At 69.3% G+C, this 17,436-nt stretch carries 18 protein-coding genes; 5 read left to right on the top strand and 13 right to left on the bottom strand.

Annotated elements, in window-relative coordinates; all coding sequences use genetic code 11:
- Window positions 1–33: 33 nt before the first annotated feature.
- A complete protein-coding gene (locus ACLNEE_RS10820) occupies window positions 34–342 on the bottom strand; it encodes a hypothetical protein (RefSeq protein WP_411424212.1) in 309 nt (102 codons plus the stop codon).
- 395 nt (window positions 343–737) lie between these two features.
- On the opposite strand from ACLNEE_RS10820, the gene ACLNEE_RS10815 reads away from it, so the two are divergent.
- Window positions 738–1,628, top strand: a complete 891-nt coding sequence (locus ACLNEE_RS10815) for a hypothetical protein (RefSeq protein WP_412007083.1) — start codon at window positions 738–740, stop codon at window positions 1,626–1,628.
- Here the strand turns inward: ACLNEE_RS10815 and ACLNEE_RS10810 are convergent.
- The 5 genes from ACLNEE_RS10810 to acsF all read right to left on the bottom strand — a co-directional run bounded on the left by ACLNEE_RS10810 (window position 1,577) and on the right by acsF (window position 7,916).
- A complete protein-coding gene (locus tag ACLNEE_RS10810; protein ID WP_411424214.1) occupies window positions 1,577–3,931 on the bottom strand; it encodes a CHASE domain-containing protein in 2,355 nt (784 codons plus the stop codon). The two genes, ACLNEE_RS10815 and ACLNEE_RS10810, sit on opposite strands and share 52 nt — an antisense overlap.
- 5 nt (window positions 3,932–3,936) lie before the next feature.
- Window positions 3,937–4,527, bottom strand: a complete 591-nt coding sequence (locus ACLNEE_RS10805; RefSeq protein ID WP_411424215.1) for a LuxR family transcriptional regulator — start codon at window positions 4,525–4,527, stop codon at window positions 3,937–3,939.
- 119 nt (window positions 4,528–4,646) lie between these two features.
- Complete coding sequence (gene hemN / locus ACLNEE_RS10800) at window positions 4,647–5,999, bottom strand: oxygen-independent coproporphyrinogen III oxidase (RefSeq protein WP_411424216.1); 1,353 nt, start codon at window positions 5,997–5,999, stop codon at window positions 4,647–4,649.
- Between the two features lie 53 nt (window positions 6,000–6,052).
- Complete coding sequence (locus tag ACLNEE_RS10795) at window positions 6,053–6,799, bottom strand: biliverdin-producing heme oxygenase (protein WP_411424217.1); 747 nt, start codon at window positions 6,797–6,799, stop codon at window positions 6,053–6,055.
- Between the two features lie 91 nt (window positions 6,800–6,890).
- On the bottom strand, window positions 6,891–7,916 hold the full coding sequence (gene acsF / locus ACLNEE_RS10790; protein WP_411424218.1) for a magnesium-protoporphyrin IX monomethyl ester (oxidative) cyclase: 1,026 nt from the start codon (window positions 7,914–7,916) through the stop codon (window positions 6,891–6,893).
- Between the two features lie 292 nt (window positions 7,917–8,208).
- On the opposite strand from acsF, the gene ACLNEE_RS10785 reads away from it, so the two are divergent.
- Genes ACLNEE_RS10785 through gorA form a run of 3 tightly spaced genes read left to right on the top strand, consistent with a single transcriptional unit; the run spans window position 8,209 to window position 10,519 of the window.
- On the top strand, window positions 8,209–8,487 hold the full coding sequence (locus tag ACLNEE_RS10785; protein WP_412007096.1) for an ArsR/SmtB family transcription factor: 279 nt from the start codon (window positions 8,209–8,211) through the stop codon (window positions 8,485–8,487).
- A 2-nt stretch (window positions 8,488–8,489) separates the two neighbouring features.
- Complete coding sequence (locus ACLNEE_RS10780) at window positions 8,490–9,137, top strand: pentapeptide repeat-containing protein (RefSeq protein ID WP_412007082.1); 648 nt, start codon at window positions 8,490–8,492, stop codon at window positions 9,135–9,137.
- Between the two features lie 17 nt (window positions 9,138–9,154).
- Window positions 9,155–10,519, top strand: a complete 1,365-nt coding sequence (gene gorA, locus ACLNEE_RS10775; RefSeq protein WP_411424221.1) for a glutathione-disulfide reductase — start codon at window positions 9,155–9,157, stop codon at window positions 10,517–10,519.
- Window positions 10,520–10,598: 79 nt separating this feature from the next.
- On the opposite strand, the gene ACLNEE_RS10770 is transcribed toward gorA, so the two are convergent.
- The 4 genes from ACLNEE_RS10770 to ACLNEE_RS10755 form a co-directional block, all read right to left on the bottom strand.
- Entirely contained in the window at window positions 10,599–13,349 is a 2,751-nt protein-coding gene (locus ACLNEE_RS10770) for a cation-translocating P-type ATPase (RefSeq protein WP_412007081.1), read from the bottom strand.
- Window positions 13,350–13,358: 9 nt separating this feature from the next.
- Window positions 13,359–13,781, bottom strand: a complete 423-nt coding sequence (locus ACLNEE_RS10765) for a hypothetical protein (RefSeq protein ID WP_411424054.1) — start codon at window positions 13,779–13,781, stop codon at window positions 13,359–13,361.
- Between the two features lie 99 nt (window positions 13,782–13,880).
- On the bottom strand, window positions 13,881–14,414 hold the full coding sequence (locus ACLNEE_RS10760; protein WP_411424055.1) for a ferritin: 534 nt from the start codon (window positions 14,412–14,414) through the stop codon (window positions 13,881–13,883).
- A gap of 73 nt (window positions 14,415–14,487) precedes the next feature.
- Window positions 14,488–14,637 carry a hypothetical protein gene (locus ACLNEE_RS10755; protein ID WP_411424056.1) on the bottom strand — a complete coding sequence of 50 codons (150 nt, stop codon included), beginning with the start codon at window positions 14,635–14,637 and terminating at the stop codon, window positions 14,488–14,490.
- Between the two features lie 155 nt (window positions 14,638–14,792).
- On the opposite strand from ACLNEE_RS10755, the gene ACLNEE_RS10750 reads away from it, so the two are divergent.
- Window positions 14,793–15,530, top strand: a complete 738-nt coding sequence (locus tag ACLNEE_RS10750; RefSeq protein ID WP_411424057.1) for a type 1 glutamine amidotransferase — start codon at window positions 14,793–14,795, stop codon at window positions 15,528–15,530.
- Here the strand turns inward: ACLNEE_RS10750 and ACLNEE_RS10745 are convergent.
- The 3 genes from ACLNEE_RS10745 to ACLNEE_RS10735 form a co-directional block, all read right to left on the bottom strand.
- Window positions 15,523–16,596, bottom strand: a complete 1,074-nt coding sequence (locus ACLNEE_RS10745; RefSeq protein ID WP_411424058.1) for a metallophosphoesterase family protein — start codon at window positions 16,594–16,596, stop codon at window positions 15,523–15,525. The genes ACLNEE_RS10750 and ACLNEE_RS10745 overlap by 8 nt on opposite strands.
- A 123-nt stretch (window positions 16,597–16,719) precedes the next feature.
- The gene (locus ACLNEE_RS10740; RefSeq protein ID WP_411424059.1) at window positions 16,720–16,881 is read right to left on the bottom strand and encodes a hypothetical protein; all 162 of its coding nucleotides are present in this window, start codon (window positions 16,879–16,881) and stop codon (window positions 16,720–16,722) included.
- Between the two features lie 129 nt (window positions 16,882–17,010).
- Window positions 17,011–17,436, bottom strand: a complete 426-nt coding sequence (locus ACLNEE_RS10735) for a hypothetical protein (RefSeq protein WP_411424060.1) — start codon at window positions 17,434–17,436, stop codon at window positions 17,011–17,013.

Here is a 17,436-nt window from a genome sequence, read left to right as displayed (position 1 = left end):
CTCCTCCAGGAGCGGACTTTTTTGATGCTGAGGTCAGTTGGTGTTGCCCGCGCCGCGCGACTTCCTGGAGCTGGAGTTGAACCCATCTTCGGAGTTTTCGGAGGCGGGCTGGACGACCGGGGCGCTGGATCGGATCCGGCTCGGCGCGGTGCTCATGGCCTGTGGATTGGAGGCCAGGCCCACCGGCGCCACCGATCGGCCGGAGCTCTTGCCCGGCTCGGCCTGCACCGGCCAGGTCCCGAGGCCGATCAACAGGGTGCTGGCCAGGATCAACCCCGCGGCGAAGGGGCGGCGGGAGCAAGCCAGGCGCGACGCCAGGCGCGAAGGGAGGAAGCGGGGCATGAAGGGTTGCCTGCCGTGGGTCACCCATCACTGTCACGGCCCAGCCGATGGGAGGCATGCCTTCGATGAGGTATCTCTGCCTCCTCCTGATCGATCACTACCACCAATGAAGTAGGCCGAGTTCCATGGCAGAGGAGCCAGGTCCGCAAGCCACTCCTGCGGTTGAACACAGGTCACGATTGATGAAGTTGGCAGCCATCTTGACCGCCCAATCCCTCGTTTTCACGATACATTGACATGCCATAGAAATCCTGGCCTTCCTTTCCTGTTGATCAACTAGCTCAACAGCCTTGGTTGTTCTTGGCGGGTTATGGCATGACAGTTCTGGCGGCCGATTCATCTCTTCGGGCCGATTCATCTCATCGGGGCGATCAAGATGGTTGATGTTGATCAAGATGGTTGATCAGGAGGATCTGGAAGCCCTCGACAGTCTGCTCTGGATGTCGAGTTCCCATCGTGCGGCCTCGATCACCCACACCAACCAGAGCACGGTCATCCGCCGCACCCATAAGGTGCTCTCCATCTTCGGTGGCCATGTGGCACGCACGCCGCGAGGCTGGCGGGTCCGCGGAGCTTCCGAGATGCTGAAGCTCGAGCGCAGGGTGCACCAGTGTTTCCGCTTCCGCGCTCGCCGCCCCCTGCGACTGCATGCCCCCTACTGGTCGTCCTCGGAGCTGTGGCGTCTGCCGATGGGGCCCTGGATCTGCAATCCTCCCGATCGCACCCATGCCTGTGAGAACCCCCTCGACCTGCTCACCGAGCGGATCATCGATGCCTGTCTGCTGACGCCCACCCAGCTTGAGGAGATCAGCCCTGAGCAGGCAGCAGCGCTGGCGATGTTCCCCATCTACCGCAGTTCGATCGATCTGCTGATCTGGGCGGGGCCGGCCACCGCGGCGGTGACGGCCGAGGCCAGGTCAGCGGATGCTGCCGGTGGCGGGGCGTCTGCGGTTCAGCTGCACCTGTTCCCGTTTCTGCCCCACTCCTGTCGAAGCCGATCTGCGGCCTGGTTTCAGCAGAACGGGGATCAGGATCTTGAGATTCCTGCGATCAGCAGCATTCAGAGGGGGCCGCGCTACCGGGCAGCCTTTCTCACCCCCGAAATGCTGAGGCCTCTGGGGCTGCAGGTCGTCACTGAGCATCAGGTTGGTCTGCCCTACACGGAAACTCTGGTGTACCTGGCCGAGCATGCCGGTGAGCCCGGCACCCATCAGTTGATCGACGTTCTGGTGGATCATTTCGCCGCGCGGCCGTTTCCGGTGGGCCGTGAGGAGCGGCGCCGCTGAGCCATGGATGCCGCGCGCTGACGGCTGCGGCGCCAACTCGGGACTGCTGGAAAACCGATCACGACCCTTGCCCCTCCCAGGGGGGATCGGCCCAGCTCAATCGTGCCCTGATGGTTCTCAACGGCACACTTCACCAGGAACAGCCCGATGCCCATGCCCTCCGGCTTGTCGCTGCTCAGCACGAGGGCCTCGATCTCCCGCATGCTCTGGGGAAATCCAGGCCCGTCATCTTCCACGTCGAGCTCCACACCCAAGGGGCTATCCCGCAGCGCGAGCCTGAGGAGGCCTCCGGGGCCGGTCGCCGCGATGGCGTTGCGCATCAGGTTGACCACCATCAGCTGCAGCTGATTTCTGTCGCCTTCGATGGGATGGGGCTGCTCCAGCCCCTGGGTCTCCAGGGTCATCGCCTGCAGCTCCAGATCTCCCTTGAGGACCAGCAGCGCTGACTCCACGGCCTCGCGGAGGTCGAGGGGCCTGAGCTGAGGCACGTCGTTGCCAAGCAGGTTGCGGATCCCGTCGAGGGCACCACTCACCTGACGGGCATCCCGCACGATGCCCTCGGCCAGGGCCGAGAGCTGATCGTCCCGTGGGCTTGCAAGACCTGATCGCTTCGGCAATCCCTGGATGGCGCGAGCCTGGAGCAGCAGGCGCGCCAGCGGCTGCTTGATTTCGTGGGCCTTGGCCGCCGCGGTGAGGCTGGTGCGCAGCTTGCGCTGCAGTTGGGCCTGACGGAGACGTTCCGTGCCGGTGGTGAGCAGCAGGAAACCTTCCAGCGGCGCACTGATCAGCAGACCCACCAGGGGGATCCAGGCGGATCGGCTGTCCAGTCCATCCATCCCCCAGGACGGTGTCGGAGTCACTTCCAGCCGCCAGGCCTGTCCGCCCACCTCGAGGGGCCTGCTGAGGCTGTTGGCGTCGCTCCGGGCTGACGGCGCGATGGCTTCAGCGGCTGGAATACGGGCCAGTTCGCCGGGCTCACGCCCCGGGCGGCTCTCCAGCAGTCGCAGTTGAAACTGCCGCCAGGCCGGATCCCTGAAGCTCTCCTTGAGCAGATCCCCCAGCCGGTACACCCCCACCACGTAGCCGCGGGGAGCCTCGATGGGAAGGATCAGCAGCACGCCCTTCTGGCCGCCACGCTCCTGCACCAGCTGGATCGGAGGTGTGGCCTTCGGGCTGCCCGCGGCACGCGCGGCGTGGAGCGTCGCGGCACGCACAGGATCGGAGCCGATGTCGAACCCCAGGGCCGCGCGGTTGGCGTTCAGCGGCTCGATCAGCGCCACCGGCACCAGGGTCGGGCGCCGGCCGGCCGCCACGAAGCTGCCATCCCGCTGGCGTTCGGTGATTCGGAAGCCGCCGCGGCCAGGGAGCTGCCGTTGACGGGCTTCGAACGAGCTCCGCCCCTGGTCGGGCACCTCCGGATTCCAGGAGAGGGCGTGGAGGCCCGAGAGCCGCTTGAGGTGGCTGGTCGTATAGCGGCTGAATTCCTCTGGCGACGGCTCCCCGGTGGCTTGGATGAGGCTCTGCAGGCCGTACAGAGCCTCCTCATGGGCCAGCAGGGTGCGGCGCAGACTTTCCTCGGCCAGCGTCGCCCGCTGCTTCAGGCGCAACGCCAGTTCGCGCTGTTCGAGCCAGCTGGCATGAAGCAGGGCCACCAGGGTGACGGCCAGAACGAGCAGGGAGGGCAGGGCCACGATGCGGCGACGCCCCCGCCAGAGGTCGCGCTGGGATGGCAGGGCCATCAGGGTGAGTGGGGCGAACACGATCACCCCGATCGCGTCGCTTGCCCACCAGGTGAGCCAGGCCCGTTCCAGCTCGGCCTCAGGGATCACCCCCGCCGCCAGGAGCGTGAGCACCCCCACCGTGGCGCCGATCAGGCAGGCCAGCGGTCCGGCCAGGGCGATGAAGTCGAGGATCTCACCGCTGCGCAGCAGGGATGGGCGCGGGCCGAGGCGTCGCCGCACCAGCTGGGCGCCCAGTTGGGCCTGAAGGGTGGTGGCGAGGCTCACCCCGGCCGCCCCCAGCAGGGTGGCCGGCAGCGTGAGGCCGCTGAGCGTGAGAACCGCAAGGCTCAGCAGGAAGGAGCCGATGGCCAGGCCCACCCGGCGGCCTGGCCGATCGGGGACCATCATCCCCAGGGCGATGCCGGCCGCCGGCCAGAGCGGGTCGGCCCAGCCGGTGCCTCGGAGCGCGGCCCAGGAGAGGGCTCCGCCCAGCAGGTAGAGCGCGCTCATCTGCAGGCAGGCCCGCAGGGGCTGGCCGGCGGGCTGTGCCAGCGTTCGCCCAGGCTCGCCGGGGTGCGGCATCGGGATCAGGCCTGCTGCGGCAGGTTCCCTGAGGCCAGCAGCACGAGTTCAGGCCCCTTGAATCCCAGCTTGGCGATGATGTTGCGCCGATGGGTGCGGGCCGTCAATGTGGAGATGGTCAGGCGGCGGGCGATCGCTTCGCTGGAGCACCCCTGCCCGATCAGGGCGAGCACCTGCCGTTCCCGCGCGGTGAGTGCCGCGAGCGGGTCGTGCTGGTTCACGGTTCCCACCCGGCGTTGGACCTCCCGCTGGAGGGTGAGGTGGAGGGTGTCCACGGCGCTGCCCTTGTCCACCACGGCCAGGATCGCCTCGTGCAGGCGGCGGGAGCAGGACAGCCGATCGCTCTGGGCGGAGAGCACGACCACCCGGGCAGTTGGATTGTCCTGCAGCAGGCATTCCGCCACCTCCACCCCCTGCCCGTCGGGGAGGAGCAGATCCATCAACAGCAGATCAGGCCTGTGGGCACGGCAGAGGCGCTTGCCGTCCTCCACGCTGTGGGCGACATCCACCACCGTGAGACCAGGGATCCGATCGAGCTCATGGTGCAGAAGCTCGGCCAGCAGAACCTGGTCCTCGAGGATCACGGTGTCAACCACGAACCTGAAAAGCCCTGGACCCATCAACCGTATCGGGCCTTTCAGGGTGGGGGATCTGATCGTCACGTTGCATCCTCAAGGATGCGCAGTCAGCATCGTTGGCGAAGCGGCCTGACGTTTCACACCAGGCGCGATCCGCTCGCCCGGCGTCGCTGCTCGGGATCGAGCACCGCGGCGATGCTGCGGATCAGCCAGCGCCCCTCCGTGGTCACGCGCACCCGTCCGACTCCCTCAGCCTGGCTGAGCTGCACCAGCCCGTCGTCGGCCAGGACCTGCAGCTCGGCCCATTCCAGGCCGAAGCGGGCCAGGTCCAGCTCCACCTGGAAGTGGCACATCACCTCCTTGATCAGCTCCCGTCGCTCGAGCACCGCCGCCTCCCGCACCGCCACGCCCCGCTCCACCGGCAGCCGGCCGGCTTCGACGGCGCTGCTCCAGGCCCGGAGGCTGCGCTCGTTCTGGCAGGTGAGGTGGGAGAACTGGCTGATCGCCGTGGGACCGACACCCAGCAGCTCCAGCTCCCCGCCGGTGGTGTAGCCCTGGAAATTGCGGTGCAGGCTGCCGTTGCGGGCCGCCACGGCCAGGGCATCGCCCCTGAGGGCGTAGTGGTCCATGCCGATGGCGTCGTAGCCGTGGTGGCTGAGCTGCCGGTTGGCGTTCTCCAGCATGGCGATGCGCTCGCGCTGGCTCGGCAGGTCGTCCGCGGCGATCCGGCGCTGCAGCGGCAGCTGCTCCGGCAGATAGGCGAAGGAGAAGAGAGAGATGCGGTCGGGCCGCAGCTCCTGCACGAGCTCCAGGGTGAGTCCGAAGCGCTCCGGAGTCTGGAGGGGCAGCCCGCAGATCAGATCCACATTGATGCTGTCGAAGGCCGCCTCGCGCAGCCACTGCATCGAGCGGCGCAGCTGCTCCACCGCCACCACCCGGTTCACCGCCTTCTGCACCTCCGGGTTGGCGTCCTGGATCCCGAAGCTGATGCGCCGGAAGCCCAGCTCGCGCAGCTGCAGGGCCTGGTCCCGGCTGAGGAACTCCGGGTTCACCTCGATCGAGGCCTCCAGGTCGTCCTCCAGCTCGAAGTGGCGCTCGATCAGCTGCCAGAGCTGGCGCTGTTCCTCGGCGTTGAGGTAGTTGGGGGTGCCGCCCCCCCAGTGCAGCTGGGCCAGCCGGCGTCGCCGGGGCATCGCCGCCGTCACCAGCTCCAGTTCCCGGGCCAGGGTGGCGAGATAGGGCGCAACCACCTTCGAGCCCCGTTGGGTGGTGACCCGGTTGCAGCCGCAGTACCAGCAGGCATGGCGGCAGAAGGGCACATGCACGTAGAGCGACAGGGGGGCCTCGCTGGGCCGGCCCAGCTGGGTGCGCAGCTGGCTCTCTCCCACGGCGTCGGTGAAGGCCGCGGCGGTGGGGTAGCTGGTGTAGCGCGGCACCGGCTTGTCGTACTTGAGCAGCAGCTCCAGCGGGGTGAGCAGGGTGGCGGCCATGGCAGGGGAGGGGGAGACGGGGTGGGCTGGAGAGGGGGGCTGGGGGCGGAGCGTCAGCGGATCAGCGCCAGTTCGGCCAGCAGCGACTGGGTGGCGCCAAAGGCCAGCTCGGCCTCCTCCAGCAGCTCCTGTTCCTCCTGGTCGGAGAGCTGCAGCTGCTCGAATCCCTCGTGCAGGGCGGACTTGAGCTCGCCCGTGGGCCGGTCGAACACCCAGAAGTTCAGGTTCGGCAGGTCGTGGCGCTCCAGGATCTGCCGCGCCTGTTCCGCCAGCTGCTGGCCTCCCGAGAGGTCCCCGCCGTAGCGGACGTAGGCATGGGCCATCAGCCGGTGGGGCGCCTGGTCCGCCAGGACGCGCAGCTGCTCCAGCCACACCGCCGCCGCTGCCGACGGGGGCGTGGCCGGCAGGCTCGCCAGGATGGCCTGGTCGTGGCGCAGGGCTGCGGAGCGCTCCAGGGCCGGCCAGGGCCACGGATAGCAGCAGGATCCGAGGGCCGCAGCCACCGCGGGGAGCCGGCTTTCCAGCAGCGCATAGGCCGGGGCCAGGTTGCGGATCAGGGCCGCCAGTTGCAGCGGTGTGGCCGCGCCGGCCAGCAGCGCCCGGGAGAAGGGCATGCCTTCGGCCTGGTGGTGGGCCCGGCCGATGCGGGCGTGCAGCTGGCGCACCCGCCGACCCAAGGTCCGGCGATGCTGGGCGTCAGCGACACCGGCGTGCTCCGAGATCGAGGGGGCTGTGGCGCTGGGTTGGCAGGTGGTGGGTCGGGAGGTGGTGGCTGTAAGGGGGCTGACGGGGGTGGCCATGGGATCACAGGGGGTGAAACCTCGCCGCAGGGAGGGGCGGGGATGGAGGGAGCGGTCAGGCGAATTGGCTAAAAACAGAACAACGATGCCGTTATTCTGTTTTGCATGGTGTGGCCATGGCGGCTGGGGTGGGCAGCATCGGCTGGGCGAACTGCCTGATCAGCAGCCCGGCCAGCTCCCAGCGCAGTGCCAGCTTCCGCAGGCCCCGGCTCTGCCGCTGCGAGCGAAACGTGGCCACGATCCGATCGCGCAGGCCGAGGAACTCACTCCCTTCCAGGTCGAACACCCAGGGGAAGGCCCTTCGGGCCGTGCGGTTGGTCTGCTGCATCACCTCGGCGTCGAACTGGTTGGGATCCATGCCGAGGATCCGGTAGAAGTCACCCCGCTCGCAGACGGTGAGGCTGTGGGTCAGGAAGACACTCCACAGGAAAAAGCGACTCAGCAACTTGCCGGGGAAGCCGCGTTTCAGTTCCGGCCAGCAACGGATCAGCATGTTGAAGATGTCGCCGTGCCGGTTCTCGTCCTGACACCAGGGTTCGAAGAAGTCGAACAGGGGTGCAAAGTTGTGATCCGGATTGGCCTTCAGGTGGCGATCGATGAGGATGTAGCGCCAGTAGCCGATTTTCTCGGACAGATAGACCGAATAGAGAACCCAGCTGAGTGGGAACCAGGTGATCGGACGCTTGCTGCTCAGGGTCGGCAGATCGATCGTGATCGCCTCGGCGACCAGGGCACGGTTCAGAAAGCCGGCGTGGCGGGCCTCGTCCCGTGCCATCAGCTGGAACAGCTCACCCAGGTCCGTCCGGCCGGCCTTGTGGAGCCTCCGGGAGAGTTCCTTGAACAGCAGAAAACCGGAGAATTCCGAGACACAGGAGCGCACGAGATAGCTTTCATAGGCTTCCTTCTCCTCCGCTGTCAGGCTGCGCAGGCGCTCGAGGGGCGCCCGGCGGTCGAAATGCTCGCGGTTGTAATCCGTCTGCATCTCCTTGAGCATGGCCTCGAAGGCGGGTCTCTGGTCCTCCAGGTCGGTTCTGGCGGCCTTGTCGATTTCCGTGGTGTAGAACCGCGGCGTGAGGAGGTCTTCGCGGAGGTGGGGCGCGGCGGCGGTGCTCGTCATGCTCGGGCGGGGACGGCGATGAAGGGGTGTCGGACTGCGGGGCGACCTGCGAAGGCCGGGCGGCCGGCTCCCAACAGATAACACCAGCGTGATTCCATGGAATCGGAGAAACTTGAAACTGTCTCAATCCGCTACCAGGTCAGCGCGTCAGCCCAGTAGAAGGAAGGCCTGTAGTGTGGAACGGCGGAGCCAGGGCTGACCCGCCCCTGCCCCCGCAGCCTCGCCTGCTGCCTGCCCTGCCCCCTCCTCTGCCCCCTCCCCTGTCATGGAAGCCCTCGCCGAGTACTTCAAGGTGTTCTCCGAGCCCAACCGGCTGGCCGTGCTGGAAGCCCTGCGGCAGGGGCCGTTGAATGTCACCGCCGTGGTCGAGCGCACCGGCCTCAGCCAGGCTCTGGTCTCCAAGCACCTCAAGCTCCTCACCATCGCCGGGGTGGTCAAGCGCAGGCCCGAGGGAAGCCTCGTCTTCTACGAGGTGCTCGACCGGAGCGTCTTCAAGCTGCTGGCCCAGGCCGAGAAGCTGCTGCTCAGCTCGCGCCGTCAGCAGCTCGATGCCCTGGCGGCCATTCTGTGAGCGTGTCCCGCCTGCCCGCCAACCTGCAGGAACTGCGTACGGCCCTGGCCGAAGGTGAACGCCGTTTCCCGGGCTTGCGGCTCGGGGATCTCGACGGCGTCGATCTCGATCTGGCCGCCTGCGATCTCCATGGCGGCTGTTTCAAGGAGGCGCGCTTCGGCCGCGCCATCCTGCGCGGGGCCAATGTCGAGGGCTGCTGCTTCCAGCAGGCGCTGATCTGGGGGGCTGACCTCTCGGCGCTGCAGGCCCGAGGCTCCCACTGGCACGAGGCCGATCTCTCGGGTTCCAGGCTGCAGGGGGCTGATTTCTCCGGCGCCCTGCTGCACCGGGCCTGCCTGCGCGGGGTGGTGGCGGCGGGAAGTCTGTGGCGGCAGGCCCGGCTGGTGGAGGCTGATTTCCGCAGCGGTCTCGACCAGCTCACCGATCTCGGCGGCAGTGACTTCCACGGTGCGGACCTGAGCTTCGCGCTGTTGCAGGGGGCCCAGCTCCATGGGGCCGATCTGCGCACGAGCTGCCTCTATGGCGCCAATTTCACGGGAGCGGACCTGCGGGAGGCCGACCTGCGGGGTTGTGATCTGCGGGATGTGCAGCTCGGTGGCGCCATGCTGGAGGGAGCCCGCTTGGATGGGGCCCCGTTCCCCCCTGCCTGAGCGCCGCGAGAGGTTGCATGAGCGAGTCCTTTGATCTGATCGTGCTGGGGGCCGGTTCGGGTGGTCTGGCCGCCGCCAAGCGGGCCGCTTCCTACGGGGCCAGGGTGGCGATCGTGGAGGGTGATCGGGTGGGCGGCACCTGCGTGATCCGCGGCTGCGTGCCCAAGAAGCTGCTGGTGTACGGCTCCCAGTACCGCCAGCTGCTCGCCGATGCCCCGAGCTACGGCTGGCATCTCGGTGCGGTGCGTTCGGACCCGGCCACCCTGCTGGCGAACGTGCGGGCGGAGGTGGATCGGCTCAACCAGTTGCACATCGGTTTTCTGGAGAAGGCCGGCGTTGAGCTGGTGCGCGGCTGGGGCCGGTTCAGGAGTTCCGACTGCGTCGAGGTCACGGCCGCCGATGGCTCGGTGCGGGAGTTGCAGGCGCAACGGATCCTGATCGCCGTGGGCGGCCGCCCCCACCGCCCCCACATTCCCGGTGCCGACCTGGGCTGGGTGAGCGATGAGCTGTTCGAGCTCGAATCCCTGCCGGATTCCATGGTGGTGGTGGGGGCCGGGTTCATCGCCTGCGAATTCGCCGGGATCCTCAACGGTCTTGGGGTGCAGGTGACCCAGCTGGTGCGGGGTGATCACCTGCTCCGCGGTTTTGACCGGGAGGCCAGCCTTGCCGTGCAGGAGGCCATGGAGGCGGCCGGCATCGTGCTGCGGTTCGCCCACTCCCCGGCGGCCATCACCGGGGAGTGTGCTCCCGGCGATCTCACCGTCACCAGCCAGAGCGGCGAGCAGTTTCCCTGTGGCGGGGTGTTGCTGGCCACCGGCCGCCGCCCGTTCCTGCAGGGCCTCAACCTGGAGGGGGCCGGCGTGGCCGTGGAGGGGCATCGCATCCCGGTGGATCCCGAGCAGCGCACCAACGTGCCCGGCATCTATGCCGTCGGCGATGTCACCGACCGGATCAACCTCACGCCGGTGGCCGTGGATGAGGGGAGGGCCTTCGCCGACAGCGTCTTCGGCGCCAAGCCCAGGCGTGTGGACCACAACCTGGTGGCCTGTGCGGTCTTCTCCCAGCCCGAGCTGGCGTCGGTGGGGCTCACCGAGGAGGAGGCCACCGAGCGCCATGGTGTGGAGGGCCTCACCGTGCACCGGGCCCGTTTCCGGCCGATGAGTCAGGCCCTGCCGGCCCGCGGTCCCCGGGTGCTGTTGAAGCTGATTGTGGAGAACGCTTCCGGCAGGGTGGTGGGCTGCAGCATGGTGGGTGAACATGCCGCAGAAATCATCCAGATGGCGGCGATTGCGATCGGGATGGGGGCCACCAAGGCCGATTTCGATCGCACCATGGCCCTGCATCCCTCGGTGGCCGAGGAGTTCGTCACCATGCCCGGATGATCCGCCGCCCGGATCTGCGGATTCCAGGGCCGGAGCCGGCTGGACCCTGACCGGGCTGGTCCCGGTGTGCTGGTCCCCTTCAGGGGGCGTGCCACCAGCGTTTGCGGGCGTCGTCGGCCAGCACGATCACCAGCGGTGTGAGCCCCATCCAGCCGAGCCAGGCCGCTGGAAAGGGCGCCATGGAGAAGAGGGCGGCCAGGGGGGGCACGGTGATCAGGGCCAGGGTGAGCAGGGTCTCGGCGCCGATCCCCAGCAGCAGCAGGGGGTTGGCCCGCCAGGTCGCCAGCCCCAGCTGGCTGAGGGCGGGCTGGCGCTCGCTCCTGCAGGCCAGCAGCACCCCCAGCTGTCCCAGCACGATCGTCGTGAAGGCGGCGGCGGAGGCCTGGTGCTGCAGGTCCAGCACGTCCGCCCCGGCGCTGCCGTCCAGCAGCGATGGGGCGAGGTGCCGCAGTGTGAGCGCGTCGACGCCCTGGGCCTGCCAGGCCAGCAGGTAGGCGCTCAGAGAAAGGGCGCCCTCGATCAGCCCCAGAAACAGATAGGCCCGCACCAGCAGATGGCGATCCAGCAGGTGCCGATCCCTGGGGCGCGGAGGCTGGCGCATCAGACCGGCTTCGGGCGGCTCCGCCCCCAGACCCAGGGCCGGCAGCAGGTCGGTGCCCAGGTCCACCGCCAGGATCTGCAGCACGGTGAGGGCGGCGGGGATGCGCAGCACCACCATGGCCAGGAACGGCAGGATCTCCGGCACGTTCGAGGCCAGGATGTAGGTCAGGAATTTGGCGATGTTGGCCACCACCGAGCGGCCGTAGCGCACCGCCGTCACGATGGTCGCGAAGTTGTCATCCGTCAGCACGATGTCGGCCGCCTCCCGGGCCACATCGGTGCCCACCAGTCCCATCGCCACCCCCACGTCCGCGGCCCGCAGCGCCGGGGCGTCGTTCACGCCGTCCCCCGTGACGGCCACCACCTCCCCGAGGCTCCGGTAGCTCCGCACCAGCCGCAGTTTCTGCTCCGGCGCCATCCGTGCGAACACCAGCCTGCTGCGGTGACGGAGCAGCTGGCGCAGCTGCACATCGCTGATCTGATCCAGATGGTCACCCTGAATCACCCGCACCGGGTCGGCGTGGACCGGATGGGCCGCACCGATGGGGGGATCCAGCAGGCCGATCTGGTGGGCGATGGCCTGGGCGGTGAGGCCGTAGTCGCCGGTGACCATGGTCACCTTGATGCCCGCCTGGTGGCAGAGGCGGATGGCCTCGGGAACCTCGGGGCGCGGCGGGTCGTAGAGGGCCACCAGGCCCACCAGTGTCAGGTTCTGCTCGAGCTCCTCCGCCGGGGCGGTGAGCAAGCTCCCCGAGCCCGGCCGACGGGCCACGGCGAGGACGCGGTAGCCCTGGCGCGCCAGGGCGTCGTTGGCCGCCGCTGCCCGGCGGCGCCCCTCGTCGTCCAGCGGCACGGCGCCACGGCCCGTGAGCTCGGCCCGGCAGAGACCGATCAGCTCCGAAGGAGCCCCCTTGGTGAGCAGCAGCAACTGCTCCCCGTGCTGCACCACCACGCTCATGCGGCGCCGGCGCGAGTCGAAGGGCAGCTCGCGCCGGCGGGGCTGCTCCGCCTGAAGGGTCTCCAGCGCGAGACCGCGCTCGAGGGCGGCCTGGACCAGCGCCGTCTCAGTGGGATCACCGATGCTGCGCAGCCCATCCGCGCTGCGCAGCAGGTAGGCATTGGAGCAGAGGCAGGCCGCCTCCAGCAGCTCGAGGTCCAGCCCCGGCTCTTCTGTGGGGAGCCAGGTGGCCTGCAGGGCCATGCGGTTGCAGGTGAGGGTGCCGGTCTTGTCGCTGCAGATCACGCTGACGGAACCGAGGGTCTCCACGGCGGAGAGCCGCCGCACCAGCGCCCGCCGTCGTGCCATGCGCTGCACGTTGATCGCCAGGGCCAGGGTGACCGTCGGCAGGAGCCCTTCGGGCACGTTGGCGACGAGGATCCCCACGGCGAAGACCAGGCTCTCCAACGGGCCCATTCCCACGAACAGCAGGCTGAGGCCGAAGGTGACCAGCCCCATCAGCAGGGCGATGGTGGTGATGGTGCGGACGATCCGTCCCACCTGGCGCTCCAGGGTGCTGGCCCCCCGCTCCGTGGCGGCCGTGAGACTGGCCACGTGACCGAACTCGGTGTCACTGGCCGTGGCGTAGACGAACGCCTCTCCCCGTCCAGCGGCCACGGTGGTGCCCGCCAGCACCAGGTTCGCCCGCTCGCGCATCGGCATGGCCGGGCCGTCGGGGGGAATCGGCTCGGCATGGCGGGCCACCGGCACCGCCTCACCGGTGAGGACCGCCAGGTCGACACTCAGCTCGGTGGCGCTCACCAGCCGGGCATCCGCGGGGACCTGGTCCCCTTCCTCGAGGGTGATCCGGTCGCCGATCACCAGCTCGGCGGCGTTGATCTCGGCCAGGTGGCCATCCCGCCACACCCGCACCTGGAGCGGCAGGGCATGGGTGAGGGCCTCGAGGGTCCGCTCGGCCTGGAATTCCTGCCAGAAGGAGAAGAGGCCGTTGAGCAGCACCACGGCCCAGATCGCCAGCCCCAGCTCGGGCGTGCCCGCGGCGAAGGCCAGGGCCCCGGCCACCCACAGGAGGATGGCCATGAAGTGCAGCAGCTGGTCGGCCAGCCGCAGGGCCAGGGAGCGCCGTTTCGGCGGCGGCAGCCGGTTGGGGCCGAAGCGCTCCAGGCGCAGTGCGGCCTCCGCGCCGGAGAGTCCCTCGGGGGCGGAGAGGAGGCCCGCCACCACCGCGTCCGGCCCGAGGGACCAGATCGGCTCGGATGCCGATAGCAGCATGCTGGAGCCCTAGGGCGTGGAGCCGGGCAGGCCCCACTGGGCCCGCAGCTGCGCGTTGCTGAGTTCCCAGGCGTGTTCTCCGGCGGCGACGCTGTGGGGGAGGCGGCGGGGAGTCAGGCCCCGCTCGGCGAACACCGCCGCGAGTTGCTCCTGATTCCGTTCCGCGGCGGCGATCAGGGCTTCGAGGTGGCGGGAACCGCCGGCCACCTTCCGCATCTCGTCATTGGCCCGGCAGAGGCGCAGATCCTCCAGGTGGAGCTCGAGCCAGGTCCACTCGTAGAGGAGCATCGGCTCGCTGCAGTGATCCAGGTGGTGGCGGTAGGGGGCTGCCTCGAGAAGCTGCGGTTCGCCGGCATCGCGGGCGGAGGTCCCGCTGGCGGCCCCATCCCGGCTGGCCCCCAGCCGCTCCATGATGTCCCGCAGGTAACTCATCGATTGCCCGACTGCTGTCCCCATTCTCGTGGGGGGGACCCGGTGGGGCCACGGCTGCCGGCGGGACCGGCACGGGACGCCCTGGCGGCGCCCGTCAGCTCAGGGCTGGTCGGTGCTGAAGCCCAGCATGGTGGCCTTCACATGGGCCAGGGCCGTGCCCTCCAGGAACTGCTGGTCGAGCAGCAGCAGGGCGGCGGCGTTGTCACCGGCCAGGCGCAGCCGTTTGCGCACGAAACGAGCCTCGGCCTCCTCCTTGATCTGTTCGGCCACGAACCAATCGAGCATGGCGGAGGCGCTCCGGTCGGATGAGGCCTCCGCCAGGCTGTAGAGGCGGTTGATCGAGGCGGTGACCTCCTTCTCCATGTCGTAGACCCGATCGAAGAGGTGCTGCACCGACTCCCAGTGCCTTTCGGGAGCCTGGATCGTGGGCAGGACCACTTCCTCGTCACAATCCACGAGGTAGGCGATCATCCGGGCCGCATGGGTCCGCTCCTCGTTGCTTTTCTCCAGCATGTAGCTCGAGAAGCCGGCCAGGTCCTTCTCCCGCAGCCAGATCGACATCGCGAGGTAGCTGTGGCTGGCCTGGAACTCCGATTCCAGGTGCGCGTTGATGGCTTGGGTGAGGTTGTTCAAGGCAGGGCAGCTCCGCTGCAGCTGGGCCGCTCCAAGGCTATGGACCCATGGGGCGCCGGTTCTGATGGCACCTTCAGCCTCGGGTGCTGGGGCGGCCCGGCAGGCTCCGGCGAATTTCCCGGGGGGACGGACGCCATGGCTGGGGCAGTTGGAGCTGCTGGTCCGCCCAGTGGGCGGTGAGGGCTGCCAGCAGGCTGAGGCGGTTGCCTTGAAGTCGAAGCATGGGCGATTCCGGGGCTGCGATCAGCCTGGCGGCTGGACCCGGCGGCAGGGTTGTCGCAGGAGACGTGGCCGGGCAACCAAAGGCACAACCCCAACGCCCGGTGCCGCAGGGCCGGGCGCCATCGCCGAGGATGGGGACCTGCCGGGCCCCAGCCGATGCCCCGACTGCTCGTTGTCCAGCACCTCGAGCGGGAGGGCCCCGGGCTCTTCGCCCAGGCCGCCGCGGCACGGGGCTGGGAGCTGCAGGTGTTCCGGCCCGATCGGGGCGAGCCGCTGCCGGAGCCAGGGCCCGGGGATCTCCTGCTCGTGCTGGGGGGACCGATGGGGGTCGCGCAGATCGGTGATCCGGCCCTCCCCTGGCTCGCGGCGGAGGTGGCCCTGCTGGAGCGGGTGCTGCGGCAGCAGCGGCCCGTGGTGGGGATCTGCCTGGGGGCCCAGCTGCTGGCCCATGCCGCGGGGGGTGCGGTGGAGCCCCTCGCGATCGGCACCGCCGCCACACCGGTGCGGGAAGTGGGGTGGGGCGCCGTGAGCTTCAGCCGCACCCCCGAGCAGGAGCCGCTGCTGGTCGGACTCGACCCGAGCGAGCTGGTGCTCCACTGGCATGGCGATCGCATCCTTCTGCCCGAGGGGGCGACCCTGCTGGCCTCCAGCCTGTTGTGCCGCGAGCAGATGTTTCGTCTGGGGAGCCGTGCCCTCGGCCTGCAGTTCCATGTGGAGCTGCTGCCCGACGATCTGGAGCGCTGGCTCCAGGAGGATGGGGCCTATGTGGAGGAGGCGCTGGGACCCGCTGGTGCGGTTCGCCTGCGCGAGGAGGCCGGCCGCTGGGGCGATCGGGCACGGCGGCAAGGGCGCCGGCTGATCGACAACCTGCTGGATGGGATGGCGCTCAGCTGAGCGGCAGGCCCGGTTCACGGCGGGGCAGGCGTGGGCCGCGGCTGGGCTGGAGGGCCTGGGGCAGGGCGTTGGGCGGGATCGGCCTGAGGGTGTTCAGGTCGTAGGTGGTTTCGCGGGCGGTGGTTGCGTCGGCGGTGGTTGCGCTGGAGCCGGCGGCGGGGAGCTCGAGCAGGGTGAGGCTCTGGCTCGGGGCTGGCGGGTTCTGCAGCAGACGTCGGGGACCACTGCCCATGGCCCCGAGGCTGAGCAGATTCAGGCGGCCGACCCGGCTGGGGAAGTAGGCGTGATGGTGCCCGCTGATGTAGGCACTCACCCCATGACGTTCCAGCAACTGCCGCAGGCGCTCGGGTTGATCGAGCACCTCCCCGGGCCGATCGCGGCCCTGGCTCACGGCGTAGAGGGGGAGGTGACCCACCACCAGCCCCAGTCGGGCTGAGCGGGCCGCCGGAGTGCCCAGCTGCTGCTCCGCCCAGGCCAGCTGCTCGGCGTCAAGCGTCGCTGAGGAGGCATCCAGCACGAGGGTGAAGACGCCGCCCTCCAGCAGGCTGTAGCGGAACGGGAAGGCCGCGCCCTCCACGACGTTCAGGCCGAGACTTGCGGCGCGGGGCCGCCAGAACGCCTGGGCCCGCTGACGGTCCAGGGCGAAGGCGAAGGCCCCGTTGCGGCGGCTGCTCGACGCATCGTGGTTGCCCATGGCCGGAGCAAAGGGGATGCCGGCGCTGCGCAGGGGGGCCAGGACCCGGTCGGCGAAACTGGCCCACATGGCATCGAGCTGGGCCTGGCTGAGCCCCGCTTTCTGCCCGGCGACCATGTCGCCGGCGCACAGCACCAGATCGGGCCGCAGGGAGAGCAGCAGCTCCACCCCGCGTGCCACCTGGGGCACGTAGTGCGTCGATCCGTAGCTGCTGTTGAGGTCGCTGATCAAGGCGATCCGCAGCGCCCCAGTGGACTGCCCTGCGGCGTGGGCTTCTCCCTGCCAGGCACGGCTGAGCAGCACCCCAGCCCCCAGGGCACTCAGCTGAAGCATCCGGCGACGGGAGAGTGCCGGCTGGTGGGGGAGGGGCATCGGGGCTGCTCAGCTGGAGCTCAGGGCCGGCCGCCATCCTCCCGCGGGGGCTCGGCGCCGGCCACCGCGGGATCAGAAGAGCGCCTCGATCAGATGAGCTCTCCGATCAGAAGAGCTCGGCGATCAGAAGACTGCCAGGGAGATGCCCAGGCCCACCACCATGGTCGCGATCAGAGCCGTGGCCCAGAGGGCGTGGGATTGGGCGTCCGCCAGGGTCTCCCCCGGCACGGCGGCGACTTCGTCGGCGTAGAGGTTGTCGTGGTTCTCCATGTCATGGGTATGCATGACGCCGTCTCCTCTCGCGGTACGGTCACCGTAGGCAGACCTCCCACGGTCGCCAGGTCGGCGCAAAGACGCGTTACAGCTCCAGCGGGGGTCCGCTTCCGATGAAGGGACCCCGAACGGCTCGCCGGATCAGGCGTCAGCCCCGCCCTTGGAGCCCTTTTTCCCTTTGCCAGGGCCACCCACCGGCGCCTTGATGCCATTGCGCTCGTAGATCTTGCGCATCTCCTCGCGGTACTGGCTGCGCAGCTGCCGGGTGGCCATGCGTTCTTCCTTCATGCAGGCGCGAAGGGCCTGCTGGTCCTTGGCCGCCTGCGTGCAGCGCTGGCCCTTCTGCTGGATGGTCAGGCGTTGCTGCTGCTGCTTGAGGAGCAGGGCCTTGCGCTCGGGAAAGACCTTCTCCTTCTGGGCCGGGGTCAGCCGCTCCGGTGGTGCCGAGTCCTGGGCGGCGGCGGGTGAGAGGGCCCCGAGGGCCATGCTGAGGCTGAGGGCGCTGGCGCAGCCGCAGGCGGCCAGCAGGCGGGGAAGGGGCATCCGGGCGGTTGAAAGGGGAGACAT

Source organism: Aphanothece stagnina RSMan2012 (genome assembly GCF_046764815.1).
GTDB lineage: Bacteria > Cyanobacteriota > Cyanobacteriia > PCC-6307 > Cyanobiaceae > NIES-981.
Note: the sequence above shows the minus strand (reverse complement) of the source record. Positions and strands in the feature narration are given on the sequence as shown.